The organism is Actinomyces sp. W5033 (genome assembly GCF_051303165.1).
In genome coordinates, this window is sequence record NZ_JBPPGD010000009.1 from 53,875 (window position 1) to 68,684 (window position 14,810).

Annotated in this window: 14 protein-coding genes; 10 read left to right on the plus strand and 4 right to left on the minus strand. The window is 73.7% G+C overall.

Features of this window, described 5'->3' with window-relative positions; translation table 11 throughout:
• Positions 1–81 precede the first annotated feature (81 nt).
• The 7 genes from pyrH to ACSJJR_RS07580 all read left to right on the plus strand — a co-directional run bounded on the left by pyrH (position 82) and on the right by ACSJJR_RS07580 (position 6,729).
• On the plus strand, positions 82–825 hold the full coding sequence (pyrH, locus tag ACSJJR_RS07550) for a UMP kinase (RefSeq protein WP_435942827.1): 744 nt from the start codon (positions 82–84) through the stop codon (positions 823–825).
• A gap of 46 nt (positions 826–871) precedes the next feature.
• Positions 872–1,429 carry a ribosome recycling factor gene (frr, locus tag ACSJJR_RS07555; protein ID WP_435942828.1) on the plus strand — a complete coding sequence of 186 codons (558 nt, stop codon included), beginning with the start codon at positions 872–874 and terminating at the stop codon, positions 1,427–1,429.
• A gap of 41 nt (positions 1,430–1,470) precedes the next feature.
• Positions 1,471–2,403, plus strand: coding sequence for a phosphatidate cytidylyltransferase (locus ACSJJR_RS07560; protein ID WP_435942913.1), 933 nt, complete (start codon positions 1,471–1,473; stop codon positions 2,401–2,403).
• A gap of 274 nt (positions 2,404–2,677) precedes the next feature.
• On the plus strand, positions 2,678–3,856 hold the full coding sequence (rlmN, locus tag ACSJJR_RS07565) for a 23S rRNA (adenine(2503)-C(2))-methyltransferase RlmN (RefSeq protein WP_435942914.1): 1,179 nt from the start codon (positions 2,678–2,680) through the stop codon (positions 3,854–3,856).
• Positions 3,853–4,398 (plus strand): DivIVA domain-containing protein, encoded by a 546-nt coding sequence (locus ACSJJR_RS07570; protein WP_435942829.1) that lies wholly within the window; start codon positions 3,853–3,855, stop codon positions 4,396–4,398. The genes rlmN and ACSJJR_RS07570 overlap by 4 nt, the downstream gene beginning before the upstream one ends.
• Positions 4,399–4,441: 43 nt before the next feature.
• Positions 4,442–5,749, plus strand: a complete 1,308-nt coding sequence (locus tag ACSJJR_RS07575; protein WP_435942830.1) for a M50 family metallopeptidase — start codon at positions 4,442–4,444, stop codon at positions 5,747–5,749.
• Positions 5,750–5,808: 59 nt separating this feature from the next.
• Positions 5,809–6,729: a GNAT family N-acetyltransferase gene (locus tag ACSJJR_RS07580; protein ID WP_435942915.1), complete on the plus strand. Its 921-nt coding sequence runs from the start codon at positions 5,809–5,811 to the stop codon at positions 6,727–6,729.
• Between the two features lie 12 nt (positions 6,730–6,741).
• Here ACSJJR_RS07580 and ACSJJR_RS07585 read toward each other — a convergent pair whose 3' ends face one another.
• The gene (locus ACSJJR_RS07585; RefSeq protein ID WP_435942831.1) at positions 6,742–8,088 is read right to left on the minus strand and encodes a hydroxymethylglutaryl-CoA reductase, degradative; all 1,347 of its coding nucleotides are present in this window, start codon (positions 8,086–8,088) and stop codon (positions 6,742–6,744) included.
• Complete coding sequence (locus ACSJJR_RS07590) at positions 8,085–9,326, minus strand: thiolase family protein (RefSeq protein ID WP_435942832.1); 1,242 nt, start codon at positions 9,324–9,326, stop codon at positions 8,085–8,087. Before ACSJJR_RS07590 ends, ACSJJR_RS07585 begins: the two co-directional genes overlap by 4 nt.
• A 130-nt stretch (positions 9,327–9,456) precedes the next feature.
• On the opposite strand from ACSJJR_RS07590, the gene ACSJJR_RS07595 reads away from it, so the two are divergent.
• The 3 genes from ACSJJR_RS07595 to ACSJJR_RS07605 all read left to right on the plus strand — a co-directional run bounded on the left by ACSJJR_RS07595 (position 9,457) and on the right by ACSJJR_RS07605 (position 12,431).
• The gene (locus ACSJJR_RS07595; protein WP_435942833.1) at positions 9,457–10,635 is read left to right on the plus strand and encodes a hydroxymethylglutaryl-CoA synthase; all 1,179 of its coding nucleotides are present in this window, start codon (positions 9,457–9,459) and stop codon (positions 10,633–10,635) included.
• 126 nt (positions 10,636–10,761) lie between these two features.
• Entirely contained in the window at positions 10,762–11,076 is a 315-nt protein-coding gene (locus tag ACSJJR_RS07600) for a hypothetical protein (RefSeq protein ID WP_435942834.1), read from the plus strand.
• A complete protein-coding gene (locus tag ACSJJR_RS07605) occupies positions 11,073–12,431 on the plus strand; it encodes a tripartite tricarboxylate transporter permease (protein ID WP_435942835.1) in 1,359 nt (452 codons plus the stop codon). Before ACSJJR_RS07600 ends, ACSJJR_RS07605 begins: the two co-directional genes overlap by 4 nt.
• 73 nt (positions 12,432–12,504) lie before the next feature.
• On the opposite strand, the gene fni is transcribed toward ACSJJR_RS07605, so the two are convergent.
• Positions 12,505–13,629 carry a type 2 isopentenyl-diphosphate Delta-isomerase gene (gene fni / locus ACSJJR_RS07610; protein WP_435942836.1) on the minus strand — a complete coding sequence of 375 codons (1,125 nt, stop codon included), beginning with the start codon at positions 13,627–13,629 and terminating at the stop codon, positions 12,505–12,507.
• Positions 13,626–14,798, minus strand: coding sequence for a phosphomevalonate kinase (locus ACSJJR_RS07615; RefSeq protein WP_435942837.1), 1,173 nt, complete (start codon positions 14,796–14,798; stop codon positions 13,626–13,628). Before ACSJJR_RS07615 ends, fni begins: the two co-directional genes overlap by 4 nt.
• Positions 14,799–14,810: the final 12 nt, after the last annotated feature.

Here is a 14,810-nt window from a genome sequence, read left to right on the forward strand (position 1 = left end):
GGCGGCCTGCGAGCGGGTAGGCTCGCCCGAGGGCGTGCGCGCCCGTCAGCCCGGACCCGGGACCCACGACCGAGGAGAGCCATGAGCGCCACAGCGGACACACCCAGCACGCACCCCCGCCCGCGTCGTGTCCTGCTCAAGCTCTCCGGCGAGGTCTTCGGCGGAGGCAGCGTCGGCCTGGACCCCGACGTCGTCTCCGACGCCGCCCGCCAGATCGCCGAGGCCGTGCGCCAGGGCGTCCAGGTCGCCGTCGTCGTCGGTGGTGGCAACTTCTTCCGCGGCGCCGAGCTGTCCCAGCGGGGCATCGACCGCGCCCGCGCCGACTACATGGGCATGCTCGGCACCGTGATGAACGCCCTGGCCCTGCAGGACTTCATCGAGCAGGCCGGTGTGCCCGCCCGCGTGCAGTCCGCGATCGCCATGACCCAGGTCGCCGAGCCCTACCTGCCGCTGCGCGCCATCCGCCACATGGAGAAGGGCCGCGTCGTCGTCTTCGGGGCCGGTGCCGGGCTGCCCTACTTCTCCACCGACACCGTCTCCGCCCAGCGCGCCCTGGAGTCCCACTGCGACGAGCTCCTCGTGGGCAAGAACGGCGTGGACGGCGTCTACACCGCCGACCCGCGCAAGGACCCCAGTGCCAGGCTGCTCGACACGCTCACCTACGAGCGTGCCCTGTCCGACGGGCTGCAGGTGGTCGATGCCTCCGCCTTCGCCCTGTGCCGGGACAACAACCTCGCCATGAGGGTCTTCGGCATGGGCGAGCCCGGCAACATCACCCGCGCCCTGCTCGGGGAGAAGATCGGCACCCTCGTCACCAGGGCCTGAACCGGCCACGCACCGCACCCACCCCACGAACACCGAAGGAAGACTGATGATCGACGACGTCATGCTCGAGGCCGAGGAGAAGATGGAGGCCGCCCTCGAGGCCGCCAAGCGCGAGCTGGCGGCCATCCGCACCGGCCGCGCCAACCCTGCCATGTTCAACACCCTCATGGTGGACTACTACGGCGCCCCCACCCCGCTGCAGCAGCTCGCCGGGATCACCATCCCTGAGGCCCGCACCGTCATCGTCAGCCCCTTCGACCGCTCCGCGATGAAGGCCATCACGACGGCGATCCGTGAGTCCGACCTCGGCGTCAACCCCACCGACGACGGCACCGTCATCCGCGTGACCCTGCCGGCCCTCACCGAGGAGCGCCGCAAGGACTACGTCAAGCTCGCCCGCACCCGCGCTGAGGACTCGCGCGTCCAGGTCCGCGGCATCCGCGGCAGGTCGAAGAAGGAGCTCGAGGCCATCAAGAAGGCCGGGGAGGCCGGGGAGGACGACGTCAAGCGCGCCGAGTCCGAGCTCGATGCCCTCACCAAGCGCTTCGTCGAGTCCGTTGACACCGCCCTGGCCGCCAAGGAGTCCGAGCTCCTCGAGGTCTGAGACCCAGGCCCCCCGACCGGACGAGACCGCCCGTGAGCCTGCTGAGCACCCTGCTGGCCCCGCCGCCGACGCGCAACCACACGCCCTTGCCCTCCACCGGGCGGGCCGGGCGCAACCTGCCCGCCGCCATCGGGGTGGCAGCCGTCCTCATCGCGGTGGTTCTCGCCTCCTTGCTCGTCAAGAAGGTCGTCTTCGTCGGCCTCGTCGTCGTGGCGGTGTGCGGTGCCCTGTGGGAGCTCGCCGGCGCCGTCGCGCGCAAGGGCATCCGGCTGCCCCTGGCCCCCCTGTGGCTCGGCACGCTCGGCATCGCCGTGTGCGCCTGGACCCTCGGCGCGGAGGGGGCCTTCGGCGCCTACATCGCCACCTCAGGCGCCTGCGTCCTGTGGTGCTTCCTCGACCAGGCGGAGGCGGACTCGGGGACCCTGCTCGAGGCTGCCGGCCACGACGACGTGCCGCGCACTCACGCCCATGACACCGTGCGCCGCTCACGCTCGGTCACCGCGGCCGCCGCGGTGCTCGCCGCCAGCTACCTGCCCTTCCTCGCCGGCTTCGCCGTCCTGCTGGTCTCACAGGACCAGGGGGCGGGCAAGATCATCACGCTCATCGCCCTGCCGGTCGCCAATGACACCGGTGGCTGGCTCGCCGGCATCACCTTCGGCAAGCACCCCATGGCGCCGAGCGTGTCACCGAAGAAGTCGTGGGAGGGTTTCGCTGGCTCAGTCGCCGCCACGGTGCTCGCCGGGAGCCTGTGCGTGCGGGCCCTGGACGGGCCCCAGTGGGCAGGTGCCCTGCTCGGGCTCGTCATCGTCATCGTCTCCACCCTGGGCGACCTCGGCGAGTCGCTGCTCAAGAGGGACCTGGGCCTGAAGGACATGGGCACGCTCCTGCCCGGGCACGGCGGCCTCATGGACCGGCTCGACTCCATCCTCGTCGCCGCCCCCGTGGTCTACGTCGCCACCCTCCTGATGCGCTGAGTCACGTCCGGGCGAGGCGTGACGAGGACGTGGGCGCGCGTGTGACCCCCGGCGCGGCGCAGTGGCCCGCAGACCGGTAACCTCGGCAGCCGCGAACCCCGCCCCGAGCACCCACCGACCCGGTGAGAGGAGCCTCAGCCTCGTGAGCCCCGCCCGCAACCAACCACGCCGCACGGCCCAAGCCGCGCCCCCCTCGACCCCCTCGGGGCGGGCCCGCACCCCGGCACCCGTGCCCGTGGGCCTCAGGCGCCGCCGTCCCGGGGAGGTCCAGGTCATGCCCACGGACCAGGCCCCCGAGGGCGCCACGAGCCCCGACGCCAGGCCCCGGCTGTCCTTCGCCGTGCCCGTCGCCCGTGGCAAGGCGCCCCGGCACCTGGCGGACCTCGACCTGTCGGCTCGAAAGAGCGCTCTCGCCGACGCCGGACTGCCGGCCTTCCGTGCTGACCAGCTCTCCCGTCACTACTTCACGCACTTCACACGCGAGGCAGCGGACATGACGGACCTGCCCGCTGCCCAGCGCGAGCAGATGGCCGCCGAGCTCCTGCCGGAGCTCATCACCGAGGTGCGTGCCCTGAGGGCTGACGGTGGGCGCACCATCAAGCACCTGTGGCAGCTGCACGACGGCGTGCGTGTGGAGTCCGTCCTCATGCGCTACCGCGAGCGCACCACCCTGTGCGTGTCCTCCCAGGCCGGCTGCGGCATGGCCTGCCCCTTCTGCGCCACCGGCCAGATGGGGCTCACCCGCAACCTGTCCACCGCGGAGATCATCGAGCAGGTCCGTCACGCCGCCCTGGCCTCCCAGCGCGGCGACCTCACCGGCGGGCCTGCGCGCCTGTCGAACGTCGTCTTCATGGGCATGGGCGAGCCGATGGTCAACTACAAGAACGTCGTCGCCGCCCTGCACCGCATGACCGACCCGGCGCCGGAGGGCTTCGGCCTGTCCGCCCGAGCGATCACCGTCTCCACGGTGGGCCTCGTGCCCCTCATCCGCCGGCTCGCGGGGGAGGGCATCCCGGTGACGCTGGCCGTGTCCCTGCACGCCCCCGACGACGTCCTGCGCGACGAGCTCATCCCCGTCAACTCCAAGTGGAAGGTCGGTGAGCTGCTCGACGCCGCCCACGACTACTTCGAGGCCACCGGGCGGCGCGTGTCCATCGAGTACGCCCTCATCAAGGACATGAACGACCACGCCTGGCGGGCTCAGCTGCTCGCCGACGAGCTCAACCGGCGCGGGCGGGGCTGGGCCCACGTCAACCCCATCCCCCTCAACCCCACCCCCGGCTCCATCTGGACCTGCTCCGAGCCGGACGTCCAGGACCGCTTCGTGGATACACTGCGCCAGGCGGGTGTCACCACGACGGTGCGCGACACCCGCGGCAGCGACATCGACGGCGCCTGCGGCCAGCTGGCCGCCGAGGTGCTGGGCCAGGAGAGGTCGAGGACACAGCAATGAGCGGCATGTTCCCCACAGTGGGTGCCCTGCGCCGGGGCTACCGGCCCGAGCAGGTCGATCGCTACTTCAGCAGCGCGCACGAGATCTACGAGGCCGGGGAGCTGGAGGAGATGGACTCCGAGGGCGTGCGCGCCGTCGCCTTCGACGTCGTCCACGGCGGCTACCAGCCCGAGGCCGTTGACGCCGCCCTGGACCGTCTGGAGGCGGCCTTCCTCCAGCAGCGCCGTGCCGACGTCGTCTCCCGGCTGGGACGCGAAGCCTGGATGCGCCAGGTGGCCGAGCTCGCCACGAGCCTGTACCCCAGGCTCCTGCGCCCTGCGGGGGCGCGCTTCGCCCCCGCCCGGGGCCGCGGCTACAGCCGTGACGAGGTGGACGCCCTCATGGACCGCGTCGCCGCCTACTTCGACTCCGGCACCACGCTCAGCTCCGGGCAGATCCGTTCCACCCTGTTCACCTCCGCACGCGGCACCAGGGCCTATGACGAGCGCAGCGTGGACCGCTACCTCGCCCGCGTCATCGAGGTGCTGCTCTGCGTCGAGTGAGCGCCCGGGCCGTCCTCCAGCCCAGATCACAGGAGACCGTCGCATGAGCGCCACCCTCGCCTACGTCCTGGGCGTCCTCGTCCTCGTCGTCGGTATCGCCCTGTCCGTGGCGCTGCACGAGCTGGGTCACATGCTGCCGGCCAAGGCCTTCGGGGTGAAGGTCACCGAGTACTTCATCGGTTTTGGGCCGCGCCTGTGGTCCGTCCACCGCGGTGGCACCGAGTACGGCGTCAAGGCGGTGTGGCTGGGCGGTTACGTGCGCCTGCTGGGCATGCTGCCGCCGGCCCGGCCCGGCCACCCGGACAGGCCCGGCTCCATGGTGGCCCAGGCCCGTGAGGAGTCCCTGGCCGAGCTCGGCCCCGACGAGCAGCACCGCGCCTTCTACCGCCTGAGCGTGCCCCGCAAGCTCGTGGTCATGGCCGGAGGTATCCTCACCAACCTCGTCCTGGGCGTGGTGCTGCTGGCCGTCGCCCTGGGCGTCGTCGGGCAGCCGGGCTACACCGCCACCGTCGCCACGGTCGCGCAGTGCGTCACCTCCGACCCCTCGGCCGACTGCGCCAGCACGGACCCGCTCTCGCCGGCGCGCTCCGCCGGCCTCGAGCCGGGTGACCGCCTGCTGACCTGGGCGGGCGACCCGCTCGCGAGCTGGGCCGAGGTGCAGTCCGCCATCGCCGCTCACGGGGCGGGCCCTCAGGAGGTGGTCGTCGAGCGCGGTGGCCAACGGCTCACCCTCACCGTCACCGCCGTCGAGGTCGAGCGGAGCGTCTACGACGAGGCCGGCCGGCCGGTCACGGGCGAGGACGGGGCGCCGCTGACCCGTCCGCGTGCCTACGTCGGGATCAGTCCGGCCCTGGGAACCGTGCGTGTGCCCGCCGACGAGGTCGCGGGACAGGTCGCGGGCGCCGTCGGCCAGACCCTCAAGGCCATCGCCTCCCTTCCCGTCGGCGTCTACCACGCGGTCCTGGCGGGCCTGGGGACGCAGGAACGCAGCCAGGACGGCCCGGTCAGCCTCGTGGGCGTCGGGCGCATCGCCGGGGAGGTGTCCTCGGCGGGCACCGGCACGGGGCGCGTGCCCTTGTCCGTGCGCCTGTACTCGATGATCAGCCTCCTGGGCTCGCTCAACCTCGCCCTGTTCGCCTTCAACCTCGTTCCCCTGCTGCCGCTGGACGGCGGGCACGTGGCCGGAGCCTGCTGGGAGGGGCTGCGCCGAACCTGGGCGCGTGCCACCGGCCGGCCCGACCCCGGCCACGTGGACACGGCCCGCATGCTCCCCGTCGGCCAGGTGGTGGCCGGGCTGCTCGTCGTCCTGGCGGTTGTGCTCGTCTGGGTGGATCTCGTCGCCCCCCTGTGAGGAGCACTGTGCGCCTGACGCCCCGTACCTCCCGGCTCCTGGTTCCCGTGTCCCAACGGATGACCGGGGGGCTGCTCTCCCTGTGCGCCCTGGACCCGGTGGCCGGCGTGGGCCTGGCCGGTCAGCTGGGCCGCTGGCCGACATGGGGCAGCGGCGACGTCGTCGCCCTGGGCCGTGCCGGGCAGCCCGACGGCGGGGCCTGGGCCACCAGCTCTCTCCTTCCCCTCGGCCTCGCCGCCCGGCCGGCCCTGGGCCACCCGGGCTCCAGCAGCGCCCAGGTGCGTGCGCTGGCCGAGCACGCCCGCCGGCGCCTGACCCGCAACGGCTCCGTCTACGGCCCCGTCGAGGACGTCGAGCCCGTGTGGGGCGAGCTGGCGGGGATGGGGGTGGCCAGCCGTGAGGAGAGGTGGAGCCAGCCGCTGCTCGTGGCGCCCCACCCGCCCGGTGGCCTGGCCGCTGCCGTGCTCCGACGGCGCCGGGAGGCCGGATGGGTGGCCGCGCTGCTGCACGCGGCCACGAGCCCGCAGGAGCCTGCCGTGCTGGAGGCCTCGGTCGCGATGTTCCGCGCGGAGCTCGGCTACAACCCGACGGACTCAGGCGGCGCCTACGCTCGTCACGTCTCCTGGCTCGTGGGCGCCGGGCGCAGCTACGTCGTCCTCGATGACGGTGCGGGGCGTGCGTCGCTGCCGGGCGGGCCGAGGGCCGTGGCCTTCAAGGCGGACGTCGGCGCCCTGTGGCACCCGCCCCACGGGCGCGGCGGCGTCGCCCTGATCACCGGCGTGTGGACCCGCAAGGACCTGCGCGGCCAGGGGGTGGGCAGCGTGGCCCTGGCCGCCGTCGTCGATGCGGTGCGCGCCGAGCACGTGGGCCACCACGGCACTGTGTGCCTGTACGTCAACGACTACAACACGCCGGCCCTCGGCCTGTACCGGGGGCTGGGCTTCGAGCGCGTGGGGACCTACGCGACCGTCCTGCTGTGAGGACGCGCCTGCTCAGCCCTCACCGGCCGCGGCACGGACCTGGGCGAGCAGCCGGCGGGCGGTGTCCTGGTTCATGCGCTCCGCGGACCGCAGCAGCTCGGCGACCTGCTCGATCTGCTCACCGCGTGCGCCCACGGTGATGGCCAGGGCACGCGAGTGCATCGACATGTGGCCCTTCTGGATCCCGTCGGTGACCAGCGCCCGCAGGGCCGCGAGGTTCTGCGCCAGGCCGACGGCGGCGACCACCCGCGCCACCTCGGCGGCGTCCTCGGCCCCGATGAGCCCGAGCGCGGCCTCGGCCTGGGCCAGGGCGTGGATCGTGCCCCCGACGCTCGCCAGCGGCAGCGGCACGCTCATCTGCCCGTGCAGCACCGCGGCGCCCTGCGGGCGCGTGAGCGACCACTGCGACAGGCCCCGGTAGCGCCCGTCACGCGCGGCCCAGGCGTGACAGCCGGCCTCCACGGCACGCGTGTCGTTGCCGATGGCGAGCGCGGCGGCGTGGACCCCGTTCATCACGCCCTTGTTGTGCGTCACGGCGCGGGTGGTATCGACCTGGGCGAGGTCGGAGGCCAGGGCGATGCGGCGGGCGGTGCGCTCCGCCAGGCCCGCCAGCTCCTCGCCCTCCAGCCCGCGGGCGGCGCGGGCCGGCACGAGCAGCGCCGCCGGCAGGTCGCAGGAGACCTCCACGAGGGAGCCGACGGCGTAGTTGGAGATGATCGCCATGAGCACCTCCTCGTCGGGGAAGCGCTCACGCAGGACGGCGGCCACCGCCTCGCCGATGGTGTCGATGATGTTCGCGCCCATGGCGTCGCGCACGTCCACGCTCAGGTCCACGCTGACGAAGCCGCGTGTGCCGGCCGCGCCGCCCGCCGGGTCCGCGGGCGGCAGGTCGCGCACGCGCAGGTCGCGCAGGCCTCCGCCCCGGGCGATGATCGAGGGGTGCGCCTGGGCCGCGGCGGCAAACAGCTCCTCGCGGCACTGCCCGATGCGCTCGGCGAGCCGAGGGTCGCGTGGCTCGGCCACCACCACCTGGCCTGTCATGAGGCGCGTGGGGGTCACGGCGGTGAAGCCTCCCGCCATGCGCACGATCCTCGCGCCGTTGGCCGCGGCGGCCACCACGGAGGCCTCCTCGGTGCACAGGGGCACCGTGTACGTGCGGCCGTTGACCAGCACCCCCGGCACCACCCCGATGGGCAGGTGCAGCTGGCCCACCTGGTTCTCCACGAGCCGGGAGGCGGTGTGCGGGTCCAGGCCCACGGGGGCGGCCAGGAGCTCGTCCGCCTCGGGCGTCAGCCGGCCCTCGGCGACCATCTGCTCGCGCCGCTCGGCGGGGCTGAGCTCGTAGAAGCGGCGGCTCACCGGGCCTCCTGCGCCACGGGGCGGGCCAGGGACTCGACGAGCACGGCGATGCCCATGCCACCGCCCACGCACAGCGAGGCGACGCCCCGGTGCAGGTTGTCGCGGCGCAGCCGGTGCACGAGGGTGACGAGGATGCGGGCGCCGGAGGCGCCCAACGGGTGCCCGAGCGCGATGGCCGAGCCCATGGGGTTGACCGTCTCGGGGTCCAGGTCCAGGTCCTGGCTCACGGCCAGGGAGGTCGCGGCGAAGGCCTCGTTGATCTCGTAGGAGTCGATGTCCGCCGTCGTCAGCCCCTGGTGGGACAGCAGGTCCCGGATCGCGGTGGTGGGGGAGAAGCCCATGATCCGCGGGTCGATGGCGATCTCCGAGGAGCTCGACATCACGGCGAGCACGTCCAGGCCGTGACGGCGGGCGTAGTCCGCGGAGGTCAGCACGAGGGCGGCCGCGCCGTCGGCCACGGAGGAGGCGTTGCCGGCGGTGACGGTGCCGTGCTCGGCGAAGACGGGACGCAGCCCCGCCAGCCGCTCCTCGTCCGTGTCCGGGCGGATCGGCTCGTCGCGGTCCAGGCGCTCGCCGTCGGGCAGGTCCACCGGGGAGATCTCCTCGGCGTACAGGCCCTCGCGGGTGGCGCTGGCGGCCCGCTCGTGGGAGCGCAGCGCCCAGGCGTCCTGGCTCGCGCGGTCGATGTCGTGCTGCTTGGCGACCTCCTCGGCGGTGACCCCCATCGCCTCGCCACTGAAGGCGTCCGTGAGCCCGTCCACCATGAGGGAGGGCTGGGGGTCGAGGTAGGAGCGGGTCTCCGGGTCGTAGGCGGACACGAGCGCGGCCCGGGTCATCGACTCCGTCCCGCCGGCGACGACGACGTTGGCCCGGCGCAGGCGGATGAGCTGCTCGGCGAGGATGACGGACTTCAGACCGGAGCCGCAGACCTCGTTGACGGTCATCGCCGGCACCCGCACCGCCAGCCCGGCTCCCAGCGCGACCTGCCGCGCCACGTTCTGCCCGGCCCCGCCCTGGTAGACGTTGCCGAAGATGAGCTGGGCGACGTCGTTGGCCACTGCCGGGACCCGCTCCAGGGCCGCGCGCACCGCGTGGGCGCCGAGCTCGGCAGCGGTCATGTGCGACAGGCTGCCGCGGCGGCGCCCCGTCGGTGTGCGCATCGCTGAGACGATGACGGCGGCACTGCCCTCGAGGTGGGCGAGGTCGCGGCGGGTGTCGTGCATGGAGCCCCCGTTCATGAGGTGGTGTCTGGGGCGTAGTCTAAACTGCTGCGGTGCCCGGGGCGTCGTGCGCTCTGCCGCGTCAGCGGCGTTCCGACGCCGTCGTGACGGCCTGACCGCCCCCGCCCACCGACCCCTGGAGGCCCGCGTGCTCATCGGCATCGACTCGCTCGAGATCGCCACCCCGGAGCTGTACCTCGACATGACCGACCTCGCGGTGGCCCGCGGCGTGGACCCCGCCAAGTTCCACACCGGTCTCGGGCAGGACCAGATGGCCGTCGCGCCCGCCACCACCGACGTCGTCACCCTGGCCGCCCGTGCCGCTGCCGCCGTCCTGGACAGGGCGGAGGAGGCTGACACCGCCTCCCTCGGGCTCGTCGTCGTGGGCAGCGAGTCCGCCGTTGACGCCTCCAAGGCGATGGCCGTCATGGTCCACGGGCTGCTCGGCCTGCCCGAGGGCGTGCGCGCCTTCGACATCCGTGAGGCCTGCTACGCCGGCACCGCCGGGCTCATGACCGCGGTGGACTACGTCGCCGCCCACCCGGGGCGCACCGCCCTCGTCATCGCCTCCGACCTGGCCCGCTACGGGCTGGGCACCGGTGGGGAGCCCACCCAGGGCGCGGGCGCCGTCGCCATGCTCGTGCGCCAGGACCCGCGGCTGCTCGTCATCGACCCGGCCTCGACCGCCCGCACCCAGGACGTCTACGACTTCTGGCGTCCCGAGGGCGAGAGCGTCCCGCGCGTGGACGGCCACCTGTCCAACCGGTGCTACACGGACATGTTCGCCCGGGTCCTGGCCGCCCACCAGGAGGCCAGCGGCCTGGGGCTGGAGGACTTCGCGGCCCTGTGCTTCCACCTTCCCTACACCAAGATGGGCCGCAAGGCGCTGGCCGGGGTGCTGCCCCCCGAGGAGGCCGAGGCCCGCGGGCTGGGCCACCTGCACCGCCGCTACGACGACTCCCTGGTCTACTCGCGCCGGGTGGGCAACTGCTACACGGCCTCCCTGTACCTGGGCGTGGCCTCCCTGCTCGACCACTGCGACCTGCGCGCCGGCGACCGGCTGGGACTGTTCTCCTACGGCTCGGGCGCGGTGGGCGAGCTCGTCACCGTCACGGTCGTCGAGGGCTTCGGCGCGCGCCGGGACCCTGGCGCGACCGTGTCCGCGCTCGACGCGCGCCGGCGCCTGGGTGTCGAGGAGTACGAGTCGGTGCTCACCGAGTCCCTGGGGCCGGTCGGTGAGGACGCCTCGGCCACGCTCCTGCCGGACGAAGGCCCCTACGCCCTCACCGGCGTGGTGGACGGCGTGCGCCGCTACCGCAGGCCCTGAGCCTCGTGCGCCCGCGGGCCGCCGGGGCCAGCCCGCCCGCGGGCCGCCGGGGGAGGGACGCATTTCATGGGCTACCTCATAGGACGTCGTACCTACTGGAGGCGGTTGGGCGCATAGAGTCCTGGCGTGTACCACAACGCCTCCACGAGTGCTGACCTGCCCCAGGCACCCCACATCGAGGTCTGGAACGACCTCGTCAGCGCGCGCGACCTCGTCCTGTCCCTGGCCCTGTGCTCCGCCTGCGCCTGCGGAGCCCTCGCCGTCGCCACCGTCACGGGTGGCCAGCTCCTCTTCTGGGGCCTGGGCGGCTGCGTCCTCGGCTTCACGCTCAGCTGCCTGATGGTGCGCCCCAAGCGCGAGGTGAGCGTCGTCGAGACTGAGGACGACGCAGCGCCCGCTGAGGCCGCAGCCACCGCCGAGCGCACGGAGGCGCAGCAGTGACCCTCACGATGCTCGCCCTCATGCTCCTGGCCGTCCTGGCCGCCGTCGTCCTGTACTCCTTCATCGGCTTCATCCCCGGCACGGACGAGACGAGCGTGCTCGCCCCCATCACCCTGACCCTCGTGCTCTCGGGCGCCGGCGCCGAGGTGGTCCTGTCCTTCTTCATCTCCGCCATCGTCACCCTCAACCTCATGAACGCCATCCCGACGGCCCTGGTAGGCCTGCCCGGCGGCGTCATGAGCGCCCCGCTCATGGAGCACGCGGTCCTGCTGCGCTCCAAGGGCATGGCCTCGACGACGATCCGCAAGATGGCCGTCGGCTCGGCCATCGGCACGCTCGTGTCGATCCCGCTGGCCTTCCTCCTGGCCGCCGCCGTCGCCCCCCTGGCCGGGCCCATCAAGGAGCAGGCTCCGCTCATCCTCGCCCTGGGCGCCTGCCTGCTGGCTGTGCTGGGACAGAACCGGGTCCTGGCGCTGCTGTCCATCGTGCCCATGGCCTTCCTCTTCAGGGGCCTGCCGGCCCTGTACGAGGCCAAGGGCGTCATCGAGCCCGGCGACAGCGTCAACATCTCCTTCTTCCTCGGCATCACCGTCGGCCCGCTGCTGGTCACCCTGCTCGAGCTGCTCAACCGGCGCCGCCGCGAGGCCCTGCCGCACGGCACCCTGACCCAGGCGCGCCTGAGCGCCGACGGCTTCCGCTCGCGCGAGCTGCGCCCCCACCGGCTCGTCACCGCTGGCGAGGGCGCGTGGAGCGCCGCCATGGCGGCCGCCTCCACGCCCCTGTTCGTCCTGTCCCCGGTGGGCCTGACCTTCCTGCTCGGCGAGGCCTCAGCGGCCCGGCTCAAGGACCCGGTGGAGCGGGCCAAGCGGGCCGTCACCGTCATGAGCTCGCTCACGCACTCGACCTACCTGGCAGGCGTCATCATCCCGCTTGTCGCCCTGGGCATCCCGATCTCGGGCGTGTCCGCGGGACCGGCAGGCCCCCTGTTCGAGGCCGACGGTGTCTACAGCCTCGAGCACAACATCCACCACCTGCTGAGCCTGCCGCAGTTCGTCCTGGCCACGGTGCTGGGCGCGCTGGTCGCCGTCGTCGTCACCTACGTCGTGGCTGTGCGCTGGTCCAGCCAGATCACGCACTTCGTCATCAGGCGCGTGCCCCACGAGGCCGTCCTGTCCCTGTTCGTGTCCCTCATCGTCGTGCTGGCCTACATCGACGCCGGGGTGGCCAACGTCTTCGGCGTGCTGCTCGTGGGCATCGTGTGCGGCTCGCTCAACCGCCTGGGCGTGTCCTACGGGGTGCAGTTCATGACGCTGTACGCCTCGCCCGGTATCGTCACCTGGCTCGCCTCCCTCTGAGGCCGGTGGCGCCAGCGCTGTGGCCGGCGCCACCGGCCGGGCGCCGGGCCTGTGCGCTGGGCCGGGTGCCAGCCTAGGCGGAGCGGCGGGCCAGGGCCGGCAGGTCCACTCCCAGCAGGCGGGCGCGCTCAGCGGTGGCGCCCGTGACGAGCAGGTCCGTGCGGGCCAGGTCCGCCACCCGTGAGGCCCCCAGCAGCGCCATGATCCCGCGCACCTGCTGCGTCCAGGAGACGAGCTCGTCGACTAGGGCCTCGGGGCCTGACTCGGTGAGCGTGCGCATGAAGTGGCCCGAGACCCCCACCGCGCGCGCCCCCAGGGCCAGGCCCCGCACGACGTCCAGGGGACTGCGCACGGCGCCGGAGGCCAGCACCTCCACCGGGGGCGCCCCGGCCGGCCCGTGCAGGCACTCGAGCAGGCACAGGGCCGCGCTCTGGCCCCAGCCGATGAGGTCCCGGTAGGCGCCGTCCTGGCGCCGTGAGGTCTCGATGGCCACGAAGTCCGTGCCCCCGTTGCCGGCCACGTCCGCCGCCGCCACGCCCAGGAGGGCGAGCCGGTCCACGGTGCGCCGCGACAGGCCGAAGCCGACCTCCTTGACCACCACCGGCACCTCGACGGCGTCGGCGATCTGCGCGATGCGCTGCCCCCAGCCGGAGAAGTCCCGGTCCCCCTCGGGCATCGGCACCTCCTGGGCGACGTTGACGTGCACCTGCAGGGCGTCGGCCTCAAGCATCTCGACGGCGCGAAGCGCCTCCTCGGGGCCGACCGTGGGCCCCACGTTGGCCAGCACGAAGGCCTCGGGGGCCGCACGGCGGATGACCCGGAAGGTGTCCTCGCGCGAGGGGTCGCGCAGGGCCACGTGCTGCGAGCCCGAGGCGATGGCCACGCCCGCGGCCGCCGCGGCCTCGGCCAGGGCCGCGTTGAGCCGGCCCGTGGCCTCGGTCCCGCCCGTCATCGCGTTGACGTAGAAGGGCAGCGGCCAGCGCCCGCCCAGGACCTGGGTGGACAGGTCCACGGCCTCGGTGGCCGTCTCCGGCAGGGCGTGGTGGAGGAAGCCGACGTCCGCCCAGGGGGTCGTCCTGCCGGGACCGTGCAGGTCCATCGCCAGGCGCACGTGCTCGTCCTTGCGCTCGCCGTGCTGGCTCACGGCTGCGCCGTGCCGGGGCGCCGCGTCGGCTGCGGGCTGGGTGACGGGGCTCATAAGGCCTCCTCGCTACGGGTCCAGGCAGCCAGGTCAAGGGGGACGATGCCGGCCGCGGCCCAGGCCGAGCGCAGGGCCGCCGTGCTGGTGGCGGGACCGTGCAGGGCGATGCCGCAGTCCCCACCGCCGGCCCCCGAGCTCTTGGCGGCCGCGCCGTGGGCGCAGGCGATCTCAACCAGGCGCGAGAGCCCGGGCGTCTCGATGACGACGCCGCTCATCCGCGACAGGTCCGCCAGGAGCCGGCGGTGCCCGGCCACCTGACGGCGCACCCCCGCCAGGTCCCCGGCCTCCAGGGCGGTGACGAGCCCGGCCAGGCAGTGCTCGGAAGCGGCGAGGAACTGCTCATAGGTCCTCGCCTCCGGCGCTCGCGTCGAGGGCCCGGAAGGGCCACCGGAGGCAGGGGACGGCGTTGGGGCGGCTGGGCCCGCTGCCGGGGCTCTTGGCTGGAGACGGGACTGGACGTGGGAGACGAGGCTGGCCGTCGAGGCCGGCTCACCGGTCCAGCCGACCAGCAGGTCGATCCCGTCCGCCTGCGGCATCCGGCGCACCGCCAGCCCGGGCCAGCACGCCTGGAGCAGCGCGCCGACGCCACGCACGCGCCGCTGGCGCCGCAGCCAGTGCCGGTCAGGGGAGGAGTACAGCACCCAGCCCGACAGGGCGCTCGCCGCCAGGTCCCCGCCGGAGCCCACCGGCTCGACGGCGTCGGAGGCCAGCAGCGCGAGCTTGAACACGTCCAGGTCGCTCAGGTCCAGTGCGTGGAAGCCGGCCACGGCCCGCACGGTGGCCACCGTCACCGCCGCGGAGGAGCCCAGGCCCAGCTTGCGCCCGGAGGCGTCGTCGAGCTCGCTGAGGACGTCCAGGTGCACCATCGCGGGCTCCCGGCCCTGCTCGCGCACGAGCTCCTCGACCACGCGCAGCGCGGAGATGACGTAGTCGGTCGCGCCGGTGCTCGGCACGGCCAGCCCCCGCGCGTCGCGCTGCCAGGTGCGCTCACCGCCGTCGTACAGGGCGGAGGACACCCGGGCACGAGGGCCCGCGGCCGTGGCCGCCGTCACCGTGATGAAGCGGTCCACGGCCACGAGCAGGGCCGAGTGACCGCTCTCGACGACCGCGTACTCCCCGGCGACGTACAGCTTGCCCGGGGCCTGGCACGTGACAGACCGACTCATGGCCCCAGCCAA